The organism is Nocardioides sp. N13(2025) (genome assembly GCF_051912545.1).
GTDB lineage: Bacteria > Actinomycetota > Actinomycetes > Propionibacteriales > Nocardioidaceae > Nocardioides.
In genome coordinates, this window is sequence record NZ_CP196809.1 from 646,368 (window position 1) to 667,982 (window position 21,615).

Annotated in this window: 20 protein-coding genes; 8 read left to right on the forward strand and 12 right to left on the reverse strand. The window is 72.0% G+C overall.

Going from position 1 to position 21,615, the window contains the following annotated elements:
• Window positions 1-60 precede the first annotated feature (60 nt).
• From ACS3YM_RS03125 to ACS3YM_RS03135, 3 genes are read left to right on the forward strand one after another with little or no spacing between them, the layout of a single operon-like run.
• Entirely contained in the window at window positions 61-432 is a 372-nt protein-coding gene (locus tag ACS3YM_RS03125; RefSeq protein WP_439938617.1) for a VOC family protein, read from the forward strand.
• Between the two features lie 51 nt (window positions 433-483).
• On the forward strand, window positions 484-1,128 hold the full coding sequence (locus ACS3YM_RS03130) for an MOSC domain-containing protein (RefSeq protein WP_439938618.1): 645 nt from the start codon (window positions 484-486) through the stop codon (window positions 1,126-1,128).
• Window positions 1,125-1,553, forward strand: coding sequence for an SRPBCC family protein (locus tag ACS3YM_RS03135; protein ID WP_439938619.1), 429 nt, complete (start codon window positions 1,125-1,127; stop codon window positions 1,551-1,553). Before ACS3YM_RS03130 ends, ACS3YM_RS03135 begins: the two co-directional genes overlap by 4 nt.
• Here ACS3YM_RS03135 and tpx read toward each other — a convergent pair.
• Entirely contained in the window at window positions 1,550-2,047 is a 498-nt protein-coding gene (tpx, locus tag ACS3YM_RS03140) for a thiol peroxidase (protein ID WP_439938620.1), read from the reverse strand. The two genes, ACS3YM_RS03135 and tpx, sit on opposite strands and share 4 nt — an antisense overlap.
• A gap of 71 nt (window positions 2,048-2,118) precedes the next feature.
• Between tpx and ACS3YM_RS03145 the strand changes: the two genes are divergently transcribed.
• Entirely contained in the window at window positions 2,119-3,438 is a 1,320-nt protein-coding gene (locus tag ACS3YM_RS03145) for a DUF2252 domain-containing protein (protein ID WP_439938621.1), read from the forward strand.
• Window positions 3,439-3,454: 16 nt separating this feature from the next.
• On the opposite strand, the gene ACS3YM_RS03150 is transcribed toward ACS3YM_RS03145, so the two are convergent.
• The 6 genes from ACS3YM_RS03150 to ACS3YM_RS03175 form a co-directional block, all read right to left on the reverse strand.
• On the reverse strand, window positions 3,455-4,444 hold the full coding sequence (locus ACS3YM_RS03150; RefSeq protein ID WP_439938622.1) for an aldo/keto reductase: 990 nt from the start codon (window positions 4,442-4,444) through the stop codon (window positions 3,455-3,457).
• A gap of 45 nt (window positions 4,445-4,489) precedes the next feature.
• Window positions 4,490-4,864, reverse strand: coding sequence for a MerR family transcriptional regulator (locus ACS3YM_RS03155; RefSeq protein ID WP_439938623.1), 375 nt, complete (start codon window positions 4,862-4,864; stop codon window positions 4,490-4,492).
• 48 nt (window positions 4,865-4,912) lie between these two features.
• Window positions 4,913-5,722 (reverse strand): NAD-dependent epimerase/dehydratase family protein, encoded by an 810-nt coding sequence (locus tag ACS3YM_RS03160; protein ID WP_439938624.1) that lies wholly within the window; start codon window positions 5,720-5,722, stop codon window positions 4,913-4,915.
• Between the two features lie 16 nt (window positions 5,723-5,738).
• Window positions 5,739-6,563: a purine-nucleoside phosphorylase gene (locus ACS3YM_RS03165; RefSeq protein ID WP_439938625.1), complete on the reverse strand. Its 825-nt coding sequence runs from the start codon at window positions 6,561-6,563 to the stop codon at window positions 5,739-5,741.
• Between the two features lie 18 nt (window positions 6,564-6,581).
• Entirely contained in the window at window positions 6,582-7,979 is a 1,398-nt protein-coding gene (locus ACS3YM_RS03170) for a YncE family protein (RefSeq protein WP_439938626.1), read from the reverse strand.
• 64 nt (window positions 7,980-8,043) lie between these two features.
• A complete protein-coding gene (locus tag ACS3YM_RS03175; RefSeq protein ID WP_439938627.1) occupies window positions 8,044-8,496 on the reverse strand; it encodes a gamma-glutamylcyclotransferase in 453 nt (150 codons plus the stop codon).
• 106 nt (window positions 8,497-8,602) lie between these two features.
• On the opposite strand from ACS3YM_RS03175, the gene lpdA reads away from it, so the two are divergent.
• On the forward strand, window positions 8,603-10,003 hold the full coding sequence (gene lpdA / locus ACS3YM_RS03180) for a dihydrolipoyl dehydrogenase (protein ID WP_439938628.1): 1,401 nt from the start codon (window positions 8,603-8,605) through the stop codon (window positions 10,001-10,003).
• Window positions 10,003-11,394 carry an NAD(P)H-quinone dehydrogenase gene (locus tag ACS3YM_RS03185; protein WP_439938629.1) on the forward strand — a complete coding sequence of 464 codons (1,392 nt, stop codon included), beginning with the start codon at window positions 10,003-10,005 and terminating at the stop codon, window positions 11,392-11,394. The genes lpdA and ACS3YM_RS03185 overlap by 1 nt, the downstream gene beginning before the upstream one ends.
• A gap of 184 nt (window positions 11,395-11,578) precedes the next feature.
• Here the strand turns inward: ACS3YM_RS03185 and ACS3YM_RS03190 are convergent, their stop codons facing one another.
• Window positions 11,579-13,066: a hypothetical protein gene (locus ACS3YM_RS03190; protein ID WP_439938630.1), complete on the reverse strand. Its 1,488-nt coding sequence runs from the start codon at window positions 13,064-13,066 to the stop codon at window positions 11,579-11,581.
• 84 nt (window positions 13,067-13,150) lie between these two features.
• A complete protein-coding gene (locus ACS3YM_RS03195; protein WP_439938631.1) occupies window positions 13,151-13,807 on the reverse strand; it encodes a hypothetical protein in 657 nt (218 codons plus the stop codon).
• Window positions 13,808-13,907: 100 nt separating this feature from the next.
• Between ACS3YM_RS03195 and ACS3YM_RS03200 the strand changes: the two genes are divergently transcribed.
• Window positions 13,908-15,140 carry a SpoIID/LytB domain-containing protein gene (locus ACS3YM_RS03200; RefSeq protein WP_439938632.1) on the forward strand — a complete coding sequence of 411 codons (1,233 nt, stop codon included), beginning with the start codon at window positions 13,908-13,910 and terminating at the stop codon, window positions 15,138-15,140.
• The gene (locus ACS3YM_RS03205; protein ID WP_439938633.1) at window positions 15,140-16,072 is read left to right on the forward strand and encodes an SGNH/GDSL hydrolase family protein; all 933 of its coding nucleotides are present in this window, start codon (window positions 15,140-15,142) and stop codon (window positions 16,070-16,072) included. Before ACS3YM_RS03200 ends, ACS3YM_RS03205 begins: the two co-directional genes overlap by 1 nt.
• On the opposite strand, the gene ACS3YM_RS03210 is transcribed toward ACS3YM_RS03205, so the two are convergent.
• The 3 genes from ACS3YM_RS03210 to ACS3YM_RS03220 form a co-directional block, all read right to left on the reverse strand.
• Window positions 16,059-17,078 (reverse strand): RNA polymerase subunit sigma-70, encoded by a 1,020-nt coding sequence (locus ACS3YM_RS03210; protein WP_439938634.1) that lies wholly within the window; start codon window positions 17,076-17,078, stop codon window positions 16,059-16,061. The genes ACS3YM_RS03205 and ACS3YM_RS03210 overlap by 14 nt on opposite strands.
• 101 nt (window positions 17,079-17,179) lie before the next feature.
• Window positions 17,180-20,566 carry a pyruvate carboxylase gene (locus ACS3YM_RS03215; protein ID WP_439938635.1) on the reverse strand — a complete coding sequence of 1,129 codons (3,387 nt, stop codon included), beginning with the start codon at window positions 20,564-20,566 and terminating at the stop codon, window positions 17,180-17,182.
• A 55-nt stretch (window positions 20,567-20,621) separates the two neighbouring features.
• A complete protein-coding gene (locus ACS3YM_RS03220) occupies window positions 20,622-21,566 on the reverse strand; it encodes an NAD-dependent epimerase/dehydratase family protein (protein ID WP_439938636.1) in 945 nt (314 codons plus the stop codon).
• Window positions 21,567-21,615: the final 49 nt, after the last annotated feature.

The window sequence follows — 21,615 nt, forward strand, 5'->3', positions numbered from 1 at the left end:
CTGCGGGTGCGGACCCGCAGATCCCATGACGGTGTCAGAGGGCGGTGGCAGGATCCCGGCATGATCGATCACCTGGGCATCAACTGCACCGACCTGCCGCGGGCAGCGGCGTTCTACGACCGTGTCCTGGGGGTGCTCGGGCACCGTCGCATCATGGACCTCGACGTCGCCATCGGCTACGGCACCGAGGCACCGGACTTCTGGATCAGCACCTTCGAGGGCGTCGGCCCCAACCGCGAGGTGCACGTCGCCTTCAGCGCCCCGGACGCCGCGACGGTGCGCGCGTGGCACGCGGAGGCGCTGGCAGCGGGCGCCGAGTCGCTGCACGAGCCCCGCCTGTGGCCGGAGTACCACCCCGGCTACTTCGGAGCGTTCGTCCGCGACACCGAGGGCAACAACATCGAGGCGGTCTGCCACACCGGCGACAGCTGACCTGCGATATCCGGAGGCGGCAACAAGCACGGCCCGACTACCGTGTGGCACGTGCCAGCCGTCGTCCTGTCCGTCAACGCCGGCGGGCTGGAGCAGGTCCCCGGCCTGCGCCGGCCCAGCGGCATCCGCAAGCGTCCGGTCGAGCGGATCGAGGTGCGCGACCCCGGCCCCAAGCGGGGTGGGCTCGGCAGCGGCGTGGTCGGTGACGAGATCGGGAGCCGCAAGCACCATGGCGGGGAGACCCAGGCCGTCTACGCCTTCGCACGCGAGGAGCTCGACCTGTGGGCCGGCCGGATCGGCCGCGAGCTCGGCGACGGCATGTTCGGGGAGAACCTCACCACCAGGGGGCTCGACGTCGACGCCGCCGAGGTCGGCGAGCAGTGGCGGGTCGGCGAGACGCTGCTCGAGGTCTGCGGTCCGCGGGTGCCGTGCGCGACCTTCGCCAAGCACATGGGCGAGCCGCGGTGGGTGCGCCGCTTCACCGAGCACGGCCGCACCGGTGCCTACCTCGCGGTGCGCGAGCCCGGGGTCATCGAGCCGGGCGACCCGATCGAGGTGGTGCACCGGCCGGGTCACGGGCTCACCGTCCCGTTGTTCTTCCGCGCGTGCATGGGCGACCGGGAGCTCGCCGAGGTGTTCCTGCGGGCCGAGGTCCTGCCGCGGGTCGAGCACGAGTGGCTGGCGTCGCTGCGATGACGCGGTTCCGCTTCGAGCGCGAGTGGCAGGTGGCCGCCGCACCGGCACGCGTGCGGGAGGTGCTGCTCGACCTCGAGCACTACCCCGAGTGGTGGCCGCAGGTGCGGGCCGTGGCCAAGATCGACGACGACACGGCCCGGGTGCTCTGCCGGTCGGTGCTGCCCTACACGCTCGACCTCGTGCTGCACGCGGAGGACCGCGGCCCCGACCTGTTGCGGACGGGCATCAGCGGCGACCTCGACGGCTGGTCGGCGTTCCGGGTGCGGCCGGGCGGCGCGGGCACCCACGTGTCGTACGAGCAGGAGGTGGTCGTGGCCCACCGCGCGCTGTCGCTCGCCTCACGGCTGGTGCGACCGCTGCTGCGGTGGAACCACGACCGGATGATGTCCGGCTGCGAAGCCGGGCTGTCCGAGCGGGCCCGCTAGGACAGGGCGGCGACCGCCGCGTCGTAGTCGGGCTCGGTGCCGATGGTCTCGGTGACCTGCGTGTGCAGCACGGTGCGGTCGGAGTCGAGCACGACGACCGAGCGCGCGAGCATGCCCTGCCAGTTGCCGTCGGCCATCTCGATCCCGTAGTCCTGGCCGAAGGAGGAGCGGAACGCGGAGCCGACCTCGACGTCGTCGATGCCCTCGGCTCCGCAGAAGCGCGCCTGGGCCAGCGGGAGGTCGACCGAGACGTTGACGACAGCGGTGTTGTCGAGGCCGGCGGCGAGCTCGTTGAACTTCCGCACGCTCGCCTGGCACACGCCGGTGTCGATGCTCGGGAAGATGTTGAGGATGACCCGCTTGCCCGCGGCGTCGGCGTCGGTGACCTGCTGGAACTTCAGTCCCACCAGGTCCCAGCCGGGTGCCTGCGAGCCGACCGCGGGCAGCTCGCCCACGGTGTTGACGGTGTTGTCTCCCAGTTGTGTGGTTGCCATGGCCCCAACCTAGACGTACGGCCCCACCGCCATCCGCGGGCCGTCGCCTCGCGGACACCTAGAGTGCCGACATGGCCCCCACGAACCGCACCGCCGTCATCGTCGACGTCCTGCGCGACGCCTTCGCACCGCTCATGCGTGCCGACCCCGCGGCGTTTCGCGCGAAGTACCGCAAGATGGCGCGCGATCCGCACGCGTTCTACCGGGGCACGGCCTGCCTCTTCTACCACGACGTCACCGCGGAGAAGGACGAGTCAGAGGGCTGGGCCGACCACGGGGCCGAGCGGATCTGGATCCACGGCGACCTCCACGTGGAGAACTTCGGCACCTACCTCAACTCCGACGGCCGGCTGATCTTCGACGTCAACGACTTCGACGAGGCCTACGTCGGCCGCTTCACCTGGGACCTCCAGCGGTTCGCGGCGAGCCTGGCGCTGCTCGGGTGGCAGAAGGCCCTGCCCGAGGACGCGATCCGCAAGCTCGTCGCCCGCTACGTCAGGTCCTACCTCGCGCAGGTCAACCACTACTCGGGGACCGAGGACGACGAGGACTTCGCGATCCGCCTCGACAACGCGCACGGCCCGGTCCTCCTCGCCCTCGAGGCGGCGCGGACGATGCGCCGCGCCGACCTGCTCGACGGCGTCACGGTCATGCAGCGCGGGACGCGGAAGTTCGTCGAGGACGGCTCGACGCGGCGGCTCTCCCGCAACGAGCGGTCCGACGTGGTGGCGGCGTTCCACGACTACCTGGACACCATCCCCGAGTCCAAGCGCTTCGACCGCGAGCTCTTCTATGAGCTGCGCGACGTGGTCGGCAAGACGGGCTTCGGCATCGGCAGCGCTGGCCTGCCGGCGTACAACGTGCTGGTCGAGGGCTACAGCCAGGCCCTCGACAACGACGTGGTGCTCAGCATGAAGCAGGCGAACGTGCCCGCCCTCAGCCGCTTCGTCGACACGAGCGAGGTGGACGCCTACTTCGAGCACGAGGGCCACCGCACGGCCGTCAGCCAGCGCGCGCTCCAGGTGCACACCGACCCGCTGCTCGGGCACACCAGCATCGGGGGCGTGGGCTACGTCGTCTCGGAGGTCTCGCCCTACGAGGTCGACCTCGACTGGGGCGACATCAACGAGCCGGCCGACATGCGGGCCGTGGTCGACCTCCTGGGCCGGGCGACCGCCAAGATCCACTGCGCCTCCGACGAGGACAGCAAGCAGGACCTCGTCGACTTCCAGGTCGAGGAGGCCATCAAGACCTCCCTGCAGGGGCGACGCAACGAGTTCGTCACGTGGCTGTGCGACTGGGGGATCGCGTACGCCGAGCGGGTGCGCGAGGACCACACGCTGTTCGTCGACGCCTTCCGCGAGGGCAAGGTGGGGATCGCCGCCACCTGACCCCCGCGGTGGGCGCTCAGGCGTCGATGTGGGCCATGTTGCCGTAGCGGTCGCCGACCACGGCGTCGCGAGGCACGGCCTGCTCGAGCGCGGCGAGGTCCTCGGCGGTGAGCTCGACGTCTGCGGCGCCGACGTTCTCCTCGAGGTAGCGCACGCGCTTCGTCCCCGGGATCGGAACGACGTCGTCGCCCTGCGCCAGCACCCAGGCCAGGGCGAGCTGGCCGGGAGTGCAGCCCTTGGCGGCCGCGATCTCGCGCACCTTCGCGACGAGGGCGAGGTTGGCGTCGAGCGCCTCGCCCTGGAACCGGGGGAAGTACGCCGACCGGCGGCGGTCCTCCTCGCCGTCCGCGCCGCTGTCCGCGGTGATCGCGCCGGTCAGCAGGCCGCGACCGAGCGGGGAGTAGGGCACCAGGCCGATGCCGAGCTCGCGGATGGTCGGGAGGATCTCGTCCTCGAGGTCGCGGGTGAACAGCGAGTACTCGGTCTGGAGCGCGGTGATCGGGTGGACCGCGTGCGCCCGCCGGATGTTCTGGGCGGACGCCTCGGAGAGCCCGAGGTGACGGACCTTGCCGGCCTCGACGAGCTCGGCCATGGCGCCGACGGTCTCCTCGATCGGCACGGTCTTGTCGACACGGTGCTGGTAGTAGAGGTCGATGTGGTCCACGCCCAGCCGCTGCAGCGAGGCGTCGCACGACGAGCGGACATAGTCGGGTCGGCCGTTGACGCCGAGCATGGTGCCGTCGGGGAGCCGCTCGTTGCCGAACTTCGTCGCGAGCTGCACCTCGTCGCGGCGTCCGGCGATGGCCTTGCCGACCAGCTGCTCGTTGGTGAACGGGCCGTACATGTCGGCGGTGTCGAGGAAGGTGACGCCGAGGTCGAGCGCCCGGTGGATGGTGTCGGTCCCGCCCTGCTCGTCGGGGGATCCGTAGAACTCCGACATCCCCATGCAGCCGAGGCCGAGGGAGGAGACGGTGAGGGAGCCGATCTGTCGCTTCTGGAGGGTCATGTCCTCCACCCTTTGCCTTCGAGTGCGCTCCAAGTCAAGTCGTGCTCAGGAGGTCGGCGAGACCGTGTGCTCGTAGAGCGCGATCTTGTGGTCGATCGCGCGCAGGTGGGAGGTGACCTCGGCCAGCTGGCGCTCGACGACCGCCCGGTGGGCGAGCAGCAGGTCCAGGCGCTCGGCCTCGTTGCCGTCGCCCGCGCGCACGAGCGCGGCATAGCGGCGTACGTCGCGGATCGGCATGCCGGTCGCCCGCAACCGGGTCACCATCTGGATCCAGCGCAGGTCCTCGGAGGTGTAGCGGCGGTGCCCCGACGCGGCGCGCTCGACCGCCCGCAGCATCAGCCCGTCGCGCTCGTAGTAGCGCAGGGTGTGGGCGGTGAGGCCGGTCTGCTCGGCCGCCTCGGCGATGCTCAGGCTGGTCATCGGACCAGTGTCCGACCTGGAGTGCGCTCCAAGTCAAGGAGTACGCCGTCAGCCGCCGAGCGCGGGGCGGTGGAACTGCTCCGTCGCGAACGGGCCGCCGACGAGCTCGGCCTCGACCTCGTCGTCGGGGCTCGGCTCGACGCGGTCGGCGAAGTCCTCGGCGTCGTCCTCCGGCTCGTAGCCCAGCCGGCGGCCCGGCTCGAGGTCCCACCAGGCGCGGGTGTTGGCGCTGATGCCGTAGAGCACGGCGAAGCCGGGGGCGGGCGCGGTGAGGGCGGCCTCGACCATCCGGACGCCGTCGCCGTGCGACAGCCAGGTGGAGAGGCCGCGCACGCTGGCGGGCTCCTCGAGGAACGAGCCGATCCGGCAGGCGACGGCGTCGATGCCGTGGCGGTCGGCGAAGAGCCGCATCAGCGCCTCCGCGGCCACCTTCGCGACGCCGTAGTAGGTGTCGGGCCGGGGGAGCGCGTGCTCGGTGAGCTCGCCGTCGGCGCGCGGGGTGCGCCCCACGGCGTGGTTGGAGGAGGCGTAGACCAGGCGCGGCACCCGGTGGGCGACCATTGCGTCGAGCAGCGCTGCCGTGGTGATCACGTGCGAGGTGAGCTCGTCGGGCAGGGAGGCCTCCTCCGGCAATCCGGCGAGGTGCACCACCGCGTCGAGCCTTCCCCCAGTGGACAGAGCCGCGAAGACGGCCTCCACCGCGTCGGCGTCGGCGCAGTCGGCCTCGTGCCAGGCGAAGGGGGTGCCGTCGGGGGCCGGCACCAGGTCGAGGCCCACGACGTCGTGGCCGCGCTCGGCCAGCCCGACCGTGACCACCCGCCCCAGGCTGCCGGCGGCGCCGGTGACCAGGACGCGCATCAGACCAGCACCCCCGTCACACCCGTGCGACGACCTGGCTGAGCAGGCCGCCCATCCTGCTGGCTGCGGCCTTGCCCGCCTCGAGGACCTCCTCGTGGTTGAGCGGCTCGCCGCTGAGCCCGGCGGCGAGGTTGGTGACCAGGCTGATGCCGAGGATCTCCATGCCTGCCTCACGGGCGGCGATCGCCTCGAGCGTGGTGCTCATGCCGACCAGGTGGCCGCCCATGATCCCGGCCATGCGGACCTCGGCCGGGGTCTCGTAGTGGGGGCCGGGGAACTGGACGTAGACGCCCTCGTCGAGGGTGTCGTCGATCTCCTTGCAGAGGCCGCGCAGGCGCGGGCTGTAGAGGTCGGTGAGGTCGACGAAGTTGGCCCCGACGAGGGGGCTCGCGCCGGTCAGGTTGATGTGGTCGGAGATCAGCACCGGCTGGCCGGGCCGCCAGCCCTCCTTGAGGCCACCGCACCCGTTGGTGAGCACGATGGCCGAGCAGCCGGCCGCGGCCGCCGTACGGATCGGGTGGACGACGGCGGCGACGCCCTTGCCCTCGTAGTAGTGGGTGCGGGAGAGGAAGACCAGCAGGTGCCTGTCGCCGGAGAGGGTGGACTGGCGGACAGAGCGGATCCTGCCGCTGTGGCCGGCGACGGCCGCCGCGCTGAAGCCGGGCAGGTCGGTCGTGTCGATCTCGGCGGTCGCCTCGCCGAGCGCGTCGACGGCGGGCAGCCATCCCGAGCCCAGGACGAGCGCGACGTCGTGGCGCTCGACGCCGGTCAGCTCGGCCAGCCGCGAGGCGGCGGAGTCGGCGAGTTCGTAGGGGGTCGGCGCGTCAGCAGCATGAGTCACGCGGAGACTCTAGACCGATCACCACCCGGCCACGACAACCTCGCGGACCACCCCGTGACGCACCCGCTGGGGGTGGTCGCCGACCGAGAGGAAGGCCAGCTCCTTGCGTCGGCGCACGTCGAGGACGGCCACCGCGTCGGACTCGCTGAGCGAGACCCAGCAGGTGCCGTGCGGCCCCTCGGTGGTCCAGTAGGGCTTGAGGTAGTCGTGCCCGGTCGTGCTCCGGTCGAAGATCCGCCGCTTCGTCGTGCGGGAGTCCACCAGCGCGGCGTAGTCGTCCATCGTGCCGGCCACGCACAGGGTGCGGTCGTCGTCGGCCAGCGACAGGCCGTGGTGGGCCGAGTCGTTGACGTACTGCTCGAGGGGCATGGTGGGTACCCGGTTGGGCAGCGTGACGACGCGGGTGACCGCGCCGCGTCGCGGCTCGGGCCGGCCGCCCGTCGAGTAGCCGACCGTGCCGTCGAGGTCCGCGGCGCGGGTGTCGAACTCCACGAAGCCGTGGAAGAAGGACACCTGGAACCAGAGGAACCGCTCGTCCGGGCCGAGCGCCATCGGGCGGACTGCCGAGCTCATGCCCGGGTAGCCGGCCTCGGCGAGCTCCCGGCCCATGTCCCAGCGCTGGAGGACGCGGAAGTCGCGCTCGCGCACCACCTGGAACCAGCGGTCGCCCTTCACCGGGTCCTCGAGGGCCGTGCCGCGGTCGCCGGGGGTGTAGACCCGTCCGATCGAGGCGTGGAAGATCCTCTTGCCGTCGTCGCTGTAGTTGCTCTCGTGCGGGGTCTCCCCGGACTCGAAGGTGCGCAGCCGGTCGCCCATCCGCGCGACGGTGCCGTCCGGCAGCGTCTGGCGGACCATGGCGTACTCGATCACCTGGCGCGAGGTGGAGTCGCTGACCAGCAGCCGCCTGCCGTCGGGGGAGAGGCCCATGTGGTCCGTGCGGTGGCCGTCCATCGGCTGCTCGCGCACGATCGAGTCCGGGTCACCCGCGGCGGCCCTGGCGATGTCGACCCACACCACGTCGGCGAGGCTCGGCCGCGACACCGCGAGGTAGCGGCCGTTGCGCGTGGTGAACATGTCGTCGACGAACTGGTCGTGGCCCTCACCGGGGCCCTGCTGCACGGCCAGGTAGTAGGCCAGCCGCACCGGGTCGGTCCGGATCGCGGCAAGCTCCTCCTCCTTGTCGGGGACGAGGTCGATGCCGCGTCGCAGCACCTTCAACGAGTCGGCGTCGACCACGGTGGCGGTGCCGGCCCAGTTGTTGCCGACGAACATCACGCTGCGCTTGCCGGACGGCTCGGGCGCCCGGGCTGCCGCGGACGTCGGCGGCGTCTCGCCCACGACCGAGGCGGCGGCGACGAGCGAGGCGACGAGGGCGAGGGCGGTCGCGGGTGCGGACAGGCGCTGACGGCGGGGCATGCCGGTCCAACGCACGAGCGCCGGGTTGGTCACTCGCAGGGCCTGGCCCGGCCCCCAGCGCTGCTCAGAGGCCGGTGGAGCGGCAGGCCCGCCGGCGCAGCGCGTGGACGTAGTCCTCGGGGGCACCGGCGGCGTCGGCGGCGTCGGCCAGCACTCCCAGGTAGGACGCGGACGGCAACCCACCCTCGTACGCGTCGAGGACGTAGGACCAGACCACCAGCTCGCCGGCCATGGTCGAGACCCGCACCTTGGTCTTGCGGTAGAGCCCGGTGTCGGCGGCCTCCCACCCGTCGAGCGCCCGCTCGTCCTCGGGGGTGACGTCGTAGACGGCCACGAAGACCTGCTCGAACGGGTCCTGCACGATCGTCGACAGGGCACCGTCCCAGCCGTGCTCCTCGCCCCCGAACGTCAGCCGCCACCCGGTCAGCCAGCCCGTGGACTGCAGGATCGAGTGGGGGCAGCGCTCGCCCATCCGGGCGGGATCGAGGTTCGTCCCGTAGGCGGCGTAGAGCGTCACGAGGAGAAGGGTATCGAGCCGCGACCCTTCGTGACGCGCGCAGGGCGCGCTCCTCAGGACAAGCCTCGGGTGTTCCCCCCGCGAGCCGGACAACTAGGCTGGCCCCGTGACCGACACCCACTTCGACACCCTCGTCCTCGGCGCCGGCCCCGGTGGCTACGTCGCCGCGATCCGCGCAGCCCAGCTCGGCCAGAAGGTGGCCGTGGTGGAGGAGAAGTACTGGGGAGGTGTCTGCCTCAACGTCGGGTGCATCCCCTCCAAGGCGCTGCTCAAGAACGCCGAGCTCGCGCACACGCTCCAGCACGAGAAGGCCAAGTACGGCATCGAGGGCGAGGCCACCATGGCCTTCGGTCCGACCCACAAGCGCAGCCGTGACGTCAGCGCCGGCATCGTCAAGGGCGTCCACTTCCTCATGAAGAAGAACAAGATCACCGAGATCGACGGCTGGGGCACGCTCACCGGCCCGACCGGGATCGACGTGGAGAAGGACGGCAACAAGGCGTCCTACACCTTTGACAACCTGATCATCGCGGCCGGGGCGACCGTGCGTCTGGTCCCCGGCGTCGAGCTCAGCGACAACGTCGTCACCTACGAGGAGCAGATCCTCACCGACCAGCTGCCGGAGTCGATCATCATCGGTGGGTCCGGCGCGATCGGCGTGGAGTTCGCCTACGTCATGGCCAACTTCGGCGTCGACGTGACGATCGTGGAGTTCCTCGACCGGATGGTCCCGACCGAGGACGCCGACATCTCCAAGGAGCTCGCCAAGCACTACAAGAAGCTCGGCGTGAAGGTGCTGACCTCGACCGCGGTCAAGAAGGTCGAGGACACCGGGTCCGGCGTCAAGGTCACCGTCGCCCCTGCCGCCGGCGGCGACGAGCAGGTGCTCGAGGCCGGCAAGTTCCTCGCCGCCTTCGGCTTCGCCCCGCGCACGAAGGGCTACGGCCTGGAGAACACCGGTGTCAGCGTGTCCGAGCGCGGCGCGATCGAGATCGACGACTTCGGCCGCACCAACGTCGACAACGTCTACGCCATCGGCGACTGCACCGGGAAGATGATGCTCGCCCACGTGGCCGAGGCGATGGGCATCGTGGCGGCCGAGACCATCAACGGCGCCGAGACCATGCCGGTCGCCTTCGACTTCGTCCCGCGCGCGACCTACTGCAACCCGCAGATCGCCTCCTTCGGCTACAGCGAGGCGCAGGCCAAGGAGAAGGGCTACGACGTCAAGACGGCGTCCTTCCCGTTCAGCGCCAACGGCAAGGCCATGGGCCTCGGCGAGCCGATGGGCTTCGTCAAGGTCGTCGCCGACGCGGAGCACAACGAGATCATCGGCGCCCACATGATCGGCCCCAGCGTGACCGAGCTGCTGCCGGTGCTGACCATGGCCCAGCAGTGGGACCTCACCGCCGACGAGGTGGCCCGCAACGTCTTCGCCCACCCGACGTTGGGTGAGGCCGTCAAGGAGGCCGTCCACGGCATCGCCGGCCACATGATCAACTTCTGATGGCCGACCACATCGTCATCATCGGTGGCGGACCCGGCGGCTACGAGGCGGCGCACGTCGCGGCGCAGCTGGGCGCCGACGTGACGGTCGTCGACACCGACGGTGTCGGCGGCTCCGCCGTCCTGACGGACTGCGTGCCGAGCAAGACGCTGATCGCCACCTCCGAGCTGATGACCGACATGGCAACCGCCCAGGAGCTCGGCGTCAACTTCCACGACCTCGAGGGCGACGCGGCGACGTCGATCGCGGTCGACCTCGAGCGCGTCAACGCCCGCGTGAAGCAGCTCGCGGCAGACCAGTCGTCCGACATCGCGGCCCGCCTCGACCGCGACGGCGTACGCGTGCTCACCGGCCGCGGCCGCCTGGGTCCCGACCTCACGGTGGTCGCCACGACGGAGTCGGGCGAGGAGACCCTGCACGCCGACGCGATCATCGTCGCGACCGGGGCCGCGCCGCGCACCCTGCCGAGCGCGCAGCCCGACGGCGAGCGGATCCTCACCTGGGAGCAGGTCTACGACCTGACCGAGGTCCCCGAGAAGCTGATCGTCGTGGGCTCGGGCGTCACCGGCGCGGAGTTCGCCAACGCCTACCTCGCCCTCGGCATCGACGTCACCCTGGTGAGCAGCCGCGACCGCGTGCTGCCCGGTGAGGACGCCGACGCGTCGGCGGTGCTCGAGGAGGTGCTGACCCGCCGGGGGATGAACGTGCTCGGGAAGTCGCGCATGCAGTCAGTGACGCGCGACGGCGACACGGTCACCGTCACCCTGACCGACGGCCGCAGCGTCGAGGGCAGCCACTGCATCCTCGCGCTCGGGTCGATCCCCAACACCGCGGACCTCGGGCTCGAGGAGGCCGGCGTGGCGACCGACGAGGGTGGCTTCATCACCGTCGACCGGGTCTCGCGCACCTCCGCGCGCGGCATCTACGCCGCCGGCGACTGCACGGGTGTGCTCATGCTCGCCTCGGTCGCGGCGATGCAGGGCCGGATCGCGATGTGGCACTTCCTCGGCGACGCGGTGGCCCCGCTGGACCTCAAGAAGGTCTCCTCCAACGTCTTCACCTCGCCCGAGATCGCCACGGTCGGCTGGTCGCAGCAGGCCGTCGACGCCGGGGAGATCGCCGCGGAGGTCGTCATGCTGCCGCTGGCCGGCAACGCCCGCGCCAAGATGCAGGGGGTGCGCGACGGCTTCGTGAAGCTCTTCTGCCGTCCCGGCACCGGCATCGTCGTCGGGGGAGTGGTGGTCGGTCCCCGCGCCTCCGAGCTGATCCACCCGGTCTCGATCGCCGTGGCGGAGTCGCTGACGGCCGACCAGCTCGCGCAGGCGTTCACCGTCTACCCGTCGATGAGCGGGTCGATCGCCGAGGCCGCGCGCCGGCTGCACCGGGTCTGAGCGGGACAGCCTCGGGCGTGGGCGCTGCAGTCCGGTCCGGTGCCCCTCGATCGTTGAGGCCGTGGTGCGGGGGAGGGTCGGGCGGCCGGTTCGCGAACGGTGGGTGTGTGTTGGACGCTCGTCCGTCACACGTGGCGGGATGTCCCTCTGATTGAAGGTCGGGAGGCTCGCCGGGCCGGCCCAGTCAGCCAGACGGCTGGTAGTCCAGCTGGACCTTCGTGAAGTAGATCTCGACTCCGTCCTCGGCGGCGGCGCTCATCACCTCGGCCTGGTGGATGGTCAGCCTCGTGGTTCCGGTGTGGTCGACGAGGTAGGCGAGCCCGTTGGGTGTTCGCCACAGGTGTCGCCCGGGGCCGGTGATCCGGGTGGTGTACCCGCCGAAGGTCTTGGTCCGGTGGTGGGAGCGGCGGAGAGGGCCGGAGTTGTGGGGGCCGGTCTGACCGGGTGGTCCGGTGTCGTCGTACGGCGTTGCATGGTCGAAGTCGACGCCGTCGCGGGTGGCGGTGCGTGGGGTGTAGGGGAAGCAGTCGCCACCGGTTTGGGTCCAGACGTGGTCCTTGACGTTCTCGGGGTGTTCGTAGGCATCGACGCGGCGGCGTTCGCGAAGGTCGAGGACCGGGGTGACGGTGACGTCGGCGTCGCCGAGGACTTCGTGGAGCTGGTTGACGTCGATCGGTCCGACGCCCTCGATGCGGGCCACGCCGGTGCGGGTGTGGAGCGTGGTGTCGGTGAGGTGGACGAACAGCCGCCCGCGGCCGCGCAGGGCGCGGAGCCGCTGGGTGGGCAGGTCGCAGAACCGGCCGAGGGTCTCGGCGAGGTCGTCGCTGGCCCAGGCCGGACGCGCTGCGGTCGGCTCGACCGTTGCCCCAGCGTCCGCCTCGGTGTCGCGGTCAGTGTGGTCGATGAGGAGCTTGAGCAGCTCGACGGGGCGGGCGAGCCAGCCCAGGGCGAGCGAGCGGAGCTCGTCGTGATTGTGGTCGTGGCCGTGGGTCAAGCTCAGGATGTCGGCGACGCGGTCGACCATGGCGTCGATCCACGCGGCGTCGCCGGCGGTGACGCGGGCGATGATGTGGCGGTAGCCGTATACGTCGGCGCGGGAGAGCCGGACGTAGCGCTCGTGGCGGGAGCGTTCTCGTTCGGCGCGGTGGGTCTCGGGGTCGGCCTCGATGACCTTGGCGCGGGCGATCTCCAGGACGGTGGAGGGTGCGTGCCCGACGATGCTCTTGGCCACGGCCTTGTCGACGCGGCGGACCTGGTCGGCGAGGAGGGCGCGGGAGAGGACGGCGACCTTGCGGGCCACCCAGGGCTCGCATTCCCCGGCCTGCACGACGGCCCAGGTGAGCGGGAGTCGGTGAGCCAGGTCGAGGGCGTCGGCGATCAGGGCCCGGGTGGTGGCCGGGTGGGTTTCGCGGGCCATGGCGAGCTCGGGGATCGCGTGCTCACGCAACGACGGGGCACCGTCGCCGGCCGGGGTGACCATCGGGTCCCGGTCGTCGCGCGGGTGGCCGTGGACGATGGACCACTCGATCGCGATCGCCAGCTCGGCCACCTCGCCGAGGCGGCGGGCCCTGAGTGCTTCGCTGGCCCTGGCCAGTAGCTGGCCCTGGGACTCCTTCCCGCTCGCCTCACCAGCCGCCTGAGGCGGCTGCTGTGAGAGGAGGAGTGAGTCCATGCCTCATTCTATCGAACAAGTGTTCGAACAGCAAGGGTATAGTTCAGCTCCACGTCTCGCGGAAGCGATCCTCGCCGGCCTTGGTCAGCCGTAGGGACCGCGGATCCCGTTGACCCCGTCGGTCGTCTGCTTGAGGTAGGCCTGGGCCAGGTTCTGCTGGCCGTGCACGCCATGGGACGAGCCCCGCGCGAGGTGGACGCCGGCGTCGATGGCGCCGGTGACCCCGCTGGCCTGGTGCCACGGCACCCACCGGTCACCGACCCGCACCATCCGTACGAGCGGCTCCTCGCCCGCCGCGAGGCGGCGTCCGTCGGCGGCGCAGACCGCGATCGTGCGGGCGGTGCCGCTGGGCGGCGCCCACGAGACGTCCTGCATCGAGGGTCCGTGCTGGGGGTTGAAGAAGCACGGCTCCCGGCGCTCGGGGAGCGGCTCTCCGTCGCGGACCGCCATCACCGCGGCGCGGTGGTAGCGCGCGTCGGCGACGACCTGCTCCGCGGCGGCCACGTCCTCGGCGGTCGTGCTCGACGCCAACAGGTGCTTGGCCTGGTCGTAGTGCTCGAGCGCGCGCCGGTGGTGGTCGCGGGCCGTCGGGTCGAGGTCGTCGCCCAGCGTCTCGACGTGCAGCTCGGCGAGCTGCTCACCCAGCACCGTGACGTCCTCGTCCACCAGCCGGCGGGCGACCCGCCACCGGTCCTTCTCGGCGAGCTCCTGCTCACGGCGCCTGCGTCGTCCCCCGAACATGGCCGGAGTCTGCCACGGTGAGCGGCTCCGGGTGCGTGGTCCGGACCGGGCAGGTAACCTCGGTGGTTCTGCTCGTCGACGTCTCGGGGGAGAGCCCACCATGCTGCGCACACGCCCTGCACGCCTGCTGCTCGCGGTCCTCGCGAGCTCGCTGCTGCTGCCCGTCCTGCCGGCGGACGCCTCGAGCGCCGCTCCTCGCGCGAAGGTCGAGACCTGGGCGACGCCGGGGAGCACCGCGATCACCGTCACCGGTCACGGCTACGGCCACGGCCACGGCCTGTCCCAGTACGGCGCCCTGGGTGCGGCGCAGCAGGGCCTGACGTGGCAGCAGATCAACGAGTTCTACTACCCGGGCACCAGCTGGGGACAGGTCACCGGCAAGCTCCGCGTGCTGATCACCGCCGACACCGGACGCGACGTGCAGGTCGTCGCCGAGCGCGGGCTCAAGGTGACCAGCCTGGCTCGCAAGCGCTCGTGGCGGCTCCCGACCGTGGCGGCGAGGAAGTGGAGGCTGACGGCCCAGGGCGACGACACGCTGGTCCAGCGCACCACGGGCAGTCGCTGGAGGACCTGGAAGAAGGTGCCGGGCGAGGCGGAGCTCTCGGCTCCCGACCGCCGGCTGACCCTCGTGCTGCCCGGCGGCCAGCGTCGTGACTACCGCGGCACCCTCCAGTCGGTCGCGCCCCGGCAGGGCAGGCGCCAGACCGTCAACAAGGTCAGCATGGAGGCCTACCTCCGCGGCGTCGTGCCGCAGGAGGTGCCGGCGCTCTGGGAGCCGGCCGCGGTCAGCGCCCAGTCGGTGGCCGCCCGCACCTACGCGGCGTTCGAGCGCTCGCACCCCTCGGCCGCCCACTACGACCTGTGCGACACGAGCCAGTGCCAGGTCTACGGCGGAGCCGACGCCGAGCACCCGGCCGCCACGGCCGCCATCCAGGCGACCGCCCGGCAGGGCCTGTTCCACGAGGGCCGACCGGCGTTCACGCAGTTCTCCGCCAGCAACGGGGGCTTCTCCTCGGCCGGGTCGATGCCCTACCTGGTCGCCCAGGCGGACCCCTACGACGGCGTCGCCAACCCGAAGTACTCCACCTGGGCCACCACCGTGGACGACACGATGGTCGAAAAGCACTGGCCCGACATGGGCGACCTGCTCAGCATCGAGGTGACCGCGCGCGACGGCAACGGCGACTGGGGCGGCCGGGTGACCGAGATGGCCTTCGTCTTCGAGAAGGGCCGGGTCCCCACCGACGGCGACACCGTCCGCTCCTACCTCGGGCTCAACTCAGACTGGTTCACCTTCTCGGTCGCGCCACGCCAGAAGGGTCCCGCGCGCTAGTGGCTCCACGACGTGTCGGACTGCTCCTCGCCGCCCTGGCCCTGGCGGCCGCCGGGTGCGAGGCAGGGGAGGCGTCCGACGGCACCGCCCTGCCCGACCCGGTCGTCGAGACCGAGGTGACCACCGGCATCGACTACGTCGCGATGGGCGACTCGTTCTCGGCCGGCCCGTTCATCGGGACGATGCGCACCGACCCCCAGGGGTGCGCCCGCTCGCGCGACAACTACCCGGCCTTCCTCGCCGACTGGCTCGACGTCGCGAGCTACACCGACGTCTCGTGCTCGGCGGCGACCACGGCCGACCTCTACGCCCCGATGACGATGTACGACGGCGCGACGACCGGTCCGCAGCTGGACGCGGTGTCCGAGGACACCGACCTCGTCACGCTCGGCATCGGCGGCAACGACTTCGGCATCTACGACTCCCTGATCCGCTGCCAGAAGGGCCCGAGGGCCAGCTGCGACGTGGGCCGGCTGCGCACCGACGCCCGCAAGGTCGCCGGCCGCGTCGAGCAGGCGGTGCGAAGGATCTCGAAGGTGGCGCCCGACGCCGCGGTCTACGTCGTGGGCTACCCCGACATCCTGCCCACCGAGGGCACCTGCCGAGCCGTCGGCGCGTCGGCCGAGGTCCTCGGCCCCGTCACCGAGGTGGCCGGGCTCCTCAACGACTCGCTCGCGAAGGGCGCCGAGGCGGCAGGAGCGTCGTACGTCGACATGGAGGCCGTCTCCGAGGGGCACGACGTGTGCGCCAAGGGCCGGGCCTGGGTCAACGGCCCGCGCTTCCGGGCGGGCGTGGCGGCGCCGTTCCACCCGAAGATCAACGGCATGCGCGCCGTGGCCTCCGAGGTCTTCCGGCAGGTCACCGGCGAGGACCCTGAGGTCACCGAGTACGCCGAGCCCGACCCCGACACGGTCGTCCTCAACGAGGGCTGAGCCCGGCCGTCCCGTCGAGGCGCTCCGGGAGCCCGAACCGGGGGAACTGGTCGGCGTGGAACGTGGTGATCTCGGCGACCTGCCCGCCGGTCACGCGCAGCACGTCGAGCGTGAGCGGCAGGTAGACCGCCTCCTGCTCGTGCCAGAGGTAGAAGGCGGCGGCGGGCTGGCGGTTCGCCGAGGTCGCCAGCGCGCGCAGGCCGCTCAGGGACTCGAAGCCGTCGTCCTTCCAGTCCTGCACCACCGCGTCACGGCCGACGTGCACCCCGGGTGTGGGCGGCATCGAGCAGCGGACGTCGTCGCGCAGCATCGCGGCGATCCCGTCCACGCCGACCGCCACGCTGAGGTCGACGAAGCGGCGCACCACCTCACGCGTCGCCGGGTCCTCCTCGCCGCCCGTCCAGTCCTGGCGCTCCGCCGGCAGGTGCTCCCGCATGCCTGCCCGCGCCCGCTGGAGGGCGCTGTTGACCGAGTGCACCGAGTCGCCGAGGAGGTCGGCGACGTCCTTCGCCGGCCAGCCGAGCACGTCGCGCAGGACCAGCACGGCCCGCGGTCGCGGTGCGAGGTGCTGGACGGCGACCACGTAGGCCAGCTCGATGGTCTCCCGCGCGAGGGTGCGGCTCTCCGGCCCGTCGGTGTCGTCCGCGGGCAGCTCGTCGAGCAGCCGGTCCGGGTAGGGCTGCAGCCACCGCACCTCGCCACCGGTCGCCGCCTGCGGGCGTCGCTTGTCGAGCAGGTCGAGGCAGGCGTTGGTGGCGATCCGGTAGAGCCAGGCCCGCAACGTCGAGCGTCCCTCGAAGGTCTCCCGCCGTCGCCAGGCCCGGAGCAACGTGTCCTGCACCGCGTCCTCGGCGTCCTCGAACGACCCGAGCATCCGGTAGCAGTGCACGTGCAGCTCGCGCCGGTGGCGCTCCGCCAGCGCGGCGAAGGCCGGCTCGTCGAGCCCCGCCAGGTCCTCCACACCCATCCTCGCGCCCATCTCCTCGACCACCGCGTGCGCTCCCATGGCCACTGTCCCTTCCGTCATGACACCTGTCACCAGGTATGACGGTCGCGGCCAGTGGAACTCATCACCGGAACTCATCACCGGCGGGCGGCTGCGCGGGCTCAGTCGATGACCAGCACCAGGTCGCCACCCTCGACGGCCTGCGTGGCCCGCACCGCCAGCCGGGACACGGTGCCGGCGACAGGTGCGGTGATCGAGGCCTCCATCTTCATCGCCTCGATGGTCGCCACTGTCTGCCCGGCCTCGACCGCGTCACCCTCGGCGACGACCACGGTCACCGCGCCGTCGTACGGCGCAGCGACGTGGCCGGCTGCCTTCGGGTCGGCCTTCTCGGCGGCGACCACCTCGGCCGAGACGCTGCGGTCGCGCACCTGCACCGGGCGCAGCTGTCCGTCGATGGTGGCCATGACGTTGCGGAAGCCGCGCTCGTCGGGCTCGCTGATCGCCTCGAGGCCGTAGAGGACCTGCTTGCCCTCGCGCAGGTGCACGGGGTGCTCGCCTCCGCGGCGCAGGCCGTAGAGGTAGTCCACCGTCGGCAGCACGGACAGGTCGCCGTAGAGCTCACGCGACTCGAGGAACGCGGCCGTCGGGCCGGGGAAGAGCAGCTCGTTGAGGGTCGCGCGGCGCTCGGACTCCAGCCCCGCCTGCTGCTCGGGCGTGAGGTCCTCCCGGGGCTGCTTCCAGGTGCGACCGGCGAGGGCCTTGGTGCGGAACGGCTCGGGCCAGCCGCCCGGCGGGTCACCGAGCTCGCCGTTGAGGAAGCCGATCACCGAGTCCGGGATGTCGTACGACGCCGGGTCGGCCTCGAACGCGTGAGGGTCCGCCCCGGCCGCGACCAGCGCGAGGGCGAGGTCGCCGACGACCTTGGACGACGGGGTCACCTTGACCACGTTGCCGAGGATGTCGTTGGCCGCGGCGTACATGTCCTCGACCTGCTCGAACTTCTCACCGAGGCCCAGTGCGATCGCCTGCTGGCGCAGGTTGGACAGCTGGCCTCCGGGGATCTCGTGGCGGTAGACGCGGCCGGTGGGGGCGGGCAGTCCCGACTCGAAGGGCGCGTAGACGCGGCGGGTGGCCTCCCAGTAGGGCTCGAGCGCGTTGACGGCGGCCAGCGACAGGCCGGTCTCCCGCCCGGAGTGGTCGGTCGCCGAGACCAGCGCCGAGAGCGCCGGCTGCGACGTGGTGCCGGCCATCGCGGCGCAGGCGGCGTCCACGGCGTCGACCCCCGCGTCGATGGCCGCGAGCAGGGTGGCGAGCTGGCCGCCCGGGGTGTCGTGGGTGTGCAGGTGCACCGGCAGGTCGAAGCGCTCGCGCAGCGCGGTGACCAGGGTGCGCGCGGCCGGGGCGCGCAGCAGGCCGGCCATGTCCTTGATCGCCAGCACGTGGGCGCCGGCATCGACGATCTGCTCGGCGAGGCGGAGGTAGTAGTCGAGGGTGTAGAGCTTCTCCGAGGGCGAGGAGAGGTCGCCGGTGTAGCAGAGCGCGACCTCGGCCACGGACGTCCCGGTGGCCCGGACGGCGTCGATCGCGGGACGCATCTGCGAGACGTCGTTGAGCGCGTCGAAGATCCGGAAGACGTCGATGCCGGTCTCGGCCGCCTCCTCGACGAAGGCCTCGGTGACCTGCGTCGGGTACGGCGTGTAGCCGACCGTGTTGCGCCCGCGCAGCAGCATCTGCAGGCCGATGTTGGGGACCGCCTCGCGCAGCGCGGCGAGCCGCTCCCACGGGTCCTCGGCGAGGAAGCGCAGCGCCACGTCGTACGTCGCGCCGCCCCAGCACTCGAGCGACCAGAGCTGCGGCGTGGTGCGGGCGACGTGGTCGGCGACGGCCAGCAGGTCGCGCGAGCGCACCCGGGTGGCGAGCAGCGACTGGTGGGCGTCGCGGAAGGTGGTGTCGGTGACGGCGACGCGGTCCTGGGCACGCAGCCGGCGGGCGAACTCCTCGGGCCCGACCTCGCGCAGCAGCTGCCGGGTGCCGTCGGGCACGAGCTGCGAGGTGTCGAGCGACGGCAGCTTGGACTCCGGCGCCACGCTCACGCGCGCCGGGCCGTGCGGCTGGTTGACCGTGACGTCGGCGAGGTAGGCGAGCAGCCGCGTGGCGCGGTCGCCGCCGACCTGCGCCTTGAGCAGCTGAGGGTGGTCCTCGATGAACGAGGTGGTGACGCCTCCCGCCGCGAAGTCGGGGTCGGCGAGCACGGCCTGGAGGAAGCCGATGTTGGTGGACACGCCCCGGATGCGGAACTCCAGCAGCGCGCGTCGCGCCTTCTGGACCGCGGCCTCGAAGGTGCGGCCGCGACAGGTGAGCTTGGCGAGCATCGAGTCGAAGTGCGGGCTGATCTCCGCGCCGGTGTAGGTCGTGCCGCCGTCGAGGCGGACGCCCGGACCGCCGGGGGAGCGGTACATCGTGATCTTGCCGGTGTCAGGCCGGAAGCCGTTGGCCGGGTCCTCGGTGGTGATCCGGCACTGGAGGGCGAAGCCGCGTGGCTGCACGGACTCCTGGGTCAGCTCGAGGTCGGCGAGCGTGTCGCCCGCGGCGATGCGCATCTGCGACTGCACGAGGTCGACACCGGTGACCTCCTCGGTGACGGTGTGCTCGACCTGGATGCGCGGGTTCATCTCGATGAAGACGTAGCGGCCCTGCGGGTCGAGGAGGAACTCGACGGTGCCGGCGTTCTTGTAGCCGATCTGGCGGGCGAAGCGGACGGCGTCGGCGCACATGCGCATCCGGAGCTCGGGGTCGAGGTCGGGCGCCGGGGCGATCTCCACGACCTTCTGGTGGCGGCGCTGCACCGAGCAGTCGCGCTCGTAGAGGTGGATCACGCCGTCGTCGCCGCTGGTGCCGTCGGAGAGGATCTGGACCTCGATGTGACGGGGGTCGACGACGGCCTGCTCGATGAAGACGGTCGGGTCGCCGAAGGCGCCCTCGGCCTCGCGCATGCAGGTCTCGATCGCCTCGCGCAGCTCGGCGCGGTCCTCGACGCGGCGCATGCCGCGACCGCCACCGCCGGCCACCGCCTTGACGAAGAGGGGGGCCTCGATCTGCTCGGCCGCCGCCACGAGCTCGTCCACGTCGGTCGAGGGCGGCACGGACTCCAGCACGGGGACGCCGGCGGCCTTGGCCGCGGCGATCGCGCGCGCCTTGTTGCCGGTCAGGGTCAGCACCTCGGCGCTGGGGCCGATGAAGGTGATGCCGGCCGCGGCGCACGCCTCGGCGAGCGCCGGGTTCTCCGAGAGGAAGCCGTAGCCGGGGTATACCGCGTCGGCGCCGCACCGCACCGCGACCTCGACGATCGCCTCGGGATCGAGGTAGGCGCGCACCGGGTGCCCGACCTCGCCGATCTGGTAGGCCTCCTCGGCCTTCATCCGGTGCTCGGACCAGCGGTCCTCGTGCGGGAAGACGGCCACCGTGCGCGCGCCGATCTCGCGCGCGGCTCGGAGGGCCCGGACTGCGATCTCGCCGCGGTTGGCGACGAGCACCTTGGAGAACATGGCCAGCACGCTATCCAGTGACGGGTGTGACGTGGGTTACTCGTCCGTACGCCGGTCAGGCGGCCGCGCGCTCCTGCCGGCGCCACCACGCGACGGTCTCGGCCAGCCCCGTCTCGACGGGCGTGGGGGAGAGGCCGAGCCGCTGCTCGCTCGCGCTCGAGTCGAGCACGAACGGTCGGGTGAACATGTAGCTCGTCTCCGCCAGCTCGCGCATCTCGCGGGAGACCAGGCCTGCCGCACCCAGGATCCCGGCCGGGATGGCCGACATCCTCGGGACCCGTACGCCGCCTGCTGCCGCCACCAGCTCGACGAGCCGGCGCTGGGTGAGGGGCGCCGCGGTGGGCGCGTGCAGGAACGAGTTCCACAGGTCCGGCCGTCCTGCGGCCGTGATCATCGCCACGGCCAGGTCCGGCACGTAGGTGAACGAGTGCGGCTGGTCGAGGCTGCCGAGCACCCGCATGGTCCGACCGCCGAGCACGGTGGGGACGAGCCGCTCGCCGGCGTGGGCGTTGCGGACCGCAGGCCCGTAGAAGTCGGAGGCGGCCACGCTCACGGTCGGGGTCGCCGACGCGTCGCGCTGGGCGAGCAGCTCGGTGCGGACGCCGAGCTTGCCGCCGGTCGCTGCCCGGGGCAGGTCCTCGGTCATCGGGCCGTCGACCGGGCCGTAGGCGTAGAGGCTCTCCGGGAAGACCACGACCGCTCCCACGGCGCCGGCCGCCTCGAGCACCGCGCGCTCGGCTCGCGGCAGCTCGGCGCGCCAGACCCGGGCGTCGTACGCCGAGCCGTGGATGCAGTGGTGCACGGCGACCGCGTCGACGAAAGCCTCGCGCAGAGCGGCGGGCTGGGAGACGTCGACGCGGCGGCGCTCGATCAAGGGGTGGACCGGGCCGCTGCCCGAGCGGGTCAGCAGGCGGACCTGGTGGCCGGAGTCGGCGAGCTGCTGGGCGACGGTCGAGCCGACGGGGCCCGCTCCGGTGACGACGTGGACGGGGTGGTGCATGACGGACTCCTCGGAAGAAAGAGCGGTGCTCTCGTTTTGTCCATCGTGC

Bases quoted from the DNA above. Each gene is read 5' to 3' on its own strand.
- ACS3YM_RS03125 (WP_439938617.1), top strand. From the start codon at position 61: ATGATCGATCACCTGGGCATCAACTGCACCGACCTGCCGCGGGCAGCG.
- ACS3YM_RS03135 (WP_439938619.1), top strand. From the start codon at position 1,125: ATGACGCGGTTCCGCTTCGAGCGCGAGTGGCAGGTGGCCGCCGCACCG.
- tpx (WP_439938620.1), bottom strand. From the start codon at position 2,047: ATGGCAACCACACAACTGGGAGACAACACCGTCAACACCGTGGGCGAG.
- ACS3YM_RS03145 (WP_439938621.1), top strand. From the start codon at position 2,119: ATGGCCCCCACGAACCGCACCGCCGTCATCGTCGACGTCCTGCGCGAC.
- ACS3YM_RS03150 (WP_439938622.1), bottom strand. From the start codon at position 4,444: ATGACCCTCCAGAAGCGACAGATCGGCTCCCTCACCGTCTCCTCCCTC.
- ACS3YM_RS03155 (WP_439938623.1), bottom strand. From the start codon at position 4,864: ATGACCAGCCTGAGCATCGCCGAGGCGGCCGAGCAGACCGGCCTCACC.
- ACS3YM_RS03160 (WP_439938624.1), bottom strand. From the start codon at position 5,722: ATGCGCGTCCTGGTCACCGGCGCCGCCGGCAGCCTGGGGCGGGTGGTC.
- ACS3YM_RS03170 (WP_439938626.1), bottom strand. From the start codon at position 7,979: ATGCCCCGCCGTCAGCGCCTGTCCGCACCCGCGACCGCCCTCGCCCTC.
- ACS3YM_RS03185 (WP_439938629.1), top strand. From the start codon at position 10,003: ATGGCCGACCACATCGTCATCATCGGTGGCGGACCCGGCGGCTACGAG.
- ACS3YM_RS03190 (WP_439938630.1), bottom strand. From the start codon at position 13,066: ATGGACTCACTCCTCCTCTCACAGCAGCCGCCTCAGGCGGCTGGTGAG.
- ACS3YM_RS03195 (WP_439938631.1), bottom strand. From the start codon at position 13,807: ATGTTCGGGGGACGACGCAGGCGCCGTGAGCAGGAGCTCGCCGAGAAG.
- ACS3YM_RS03200 (WP_439938632.1), top strand. From the start codon at position 13,908: ATGCTGCGCACACGCCCTGCACGCCTGCTGCTCGCGGTCCTCGCGAGC.
- ACS3YM_RS03210 (WP_439938634.1), bottom strand. From the start codon at position 17,078: ATGGGAGCGCACGCGGTGGTCGAGGAGATGGGCGCGAGGATGGGTGTG.
- ACS3YM_RS03215 (WP_439938635.1), bottom strand. From the start codon at position 20,566: ATGTTCTCCAAGGTGCTCGTCGCCAACCGCGGCGAGATCGCAGTCCGG.
- ACS3YM_RS03220 (WP_439938636.1), bottom strand. From the start codon at position 21,566: ATGCACCACCCCGTCCACGTCGTCACCGGAGCGGGCCCCGTCGGCTCG.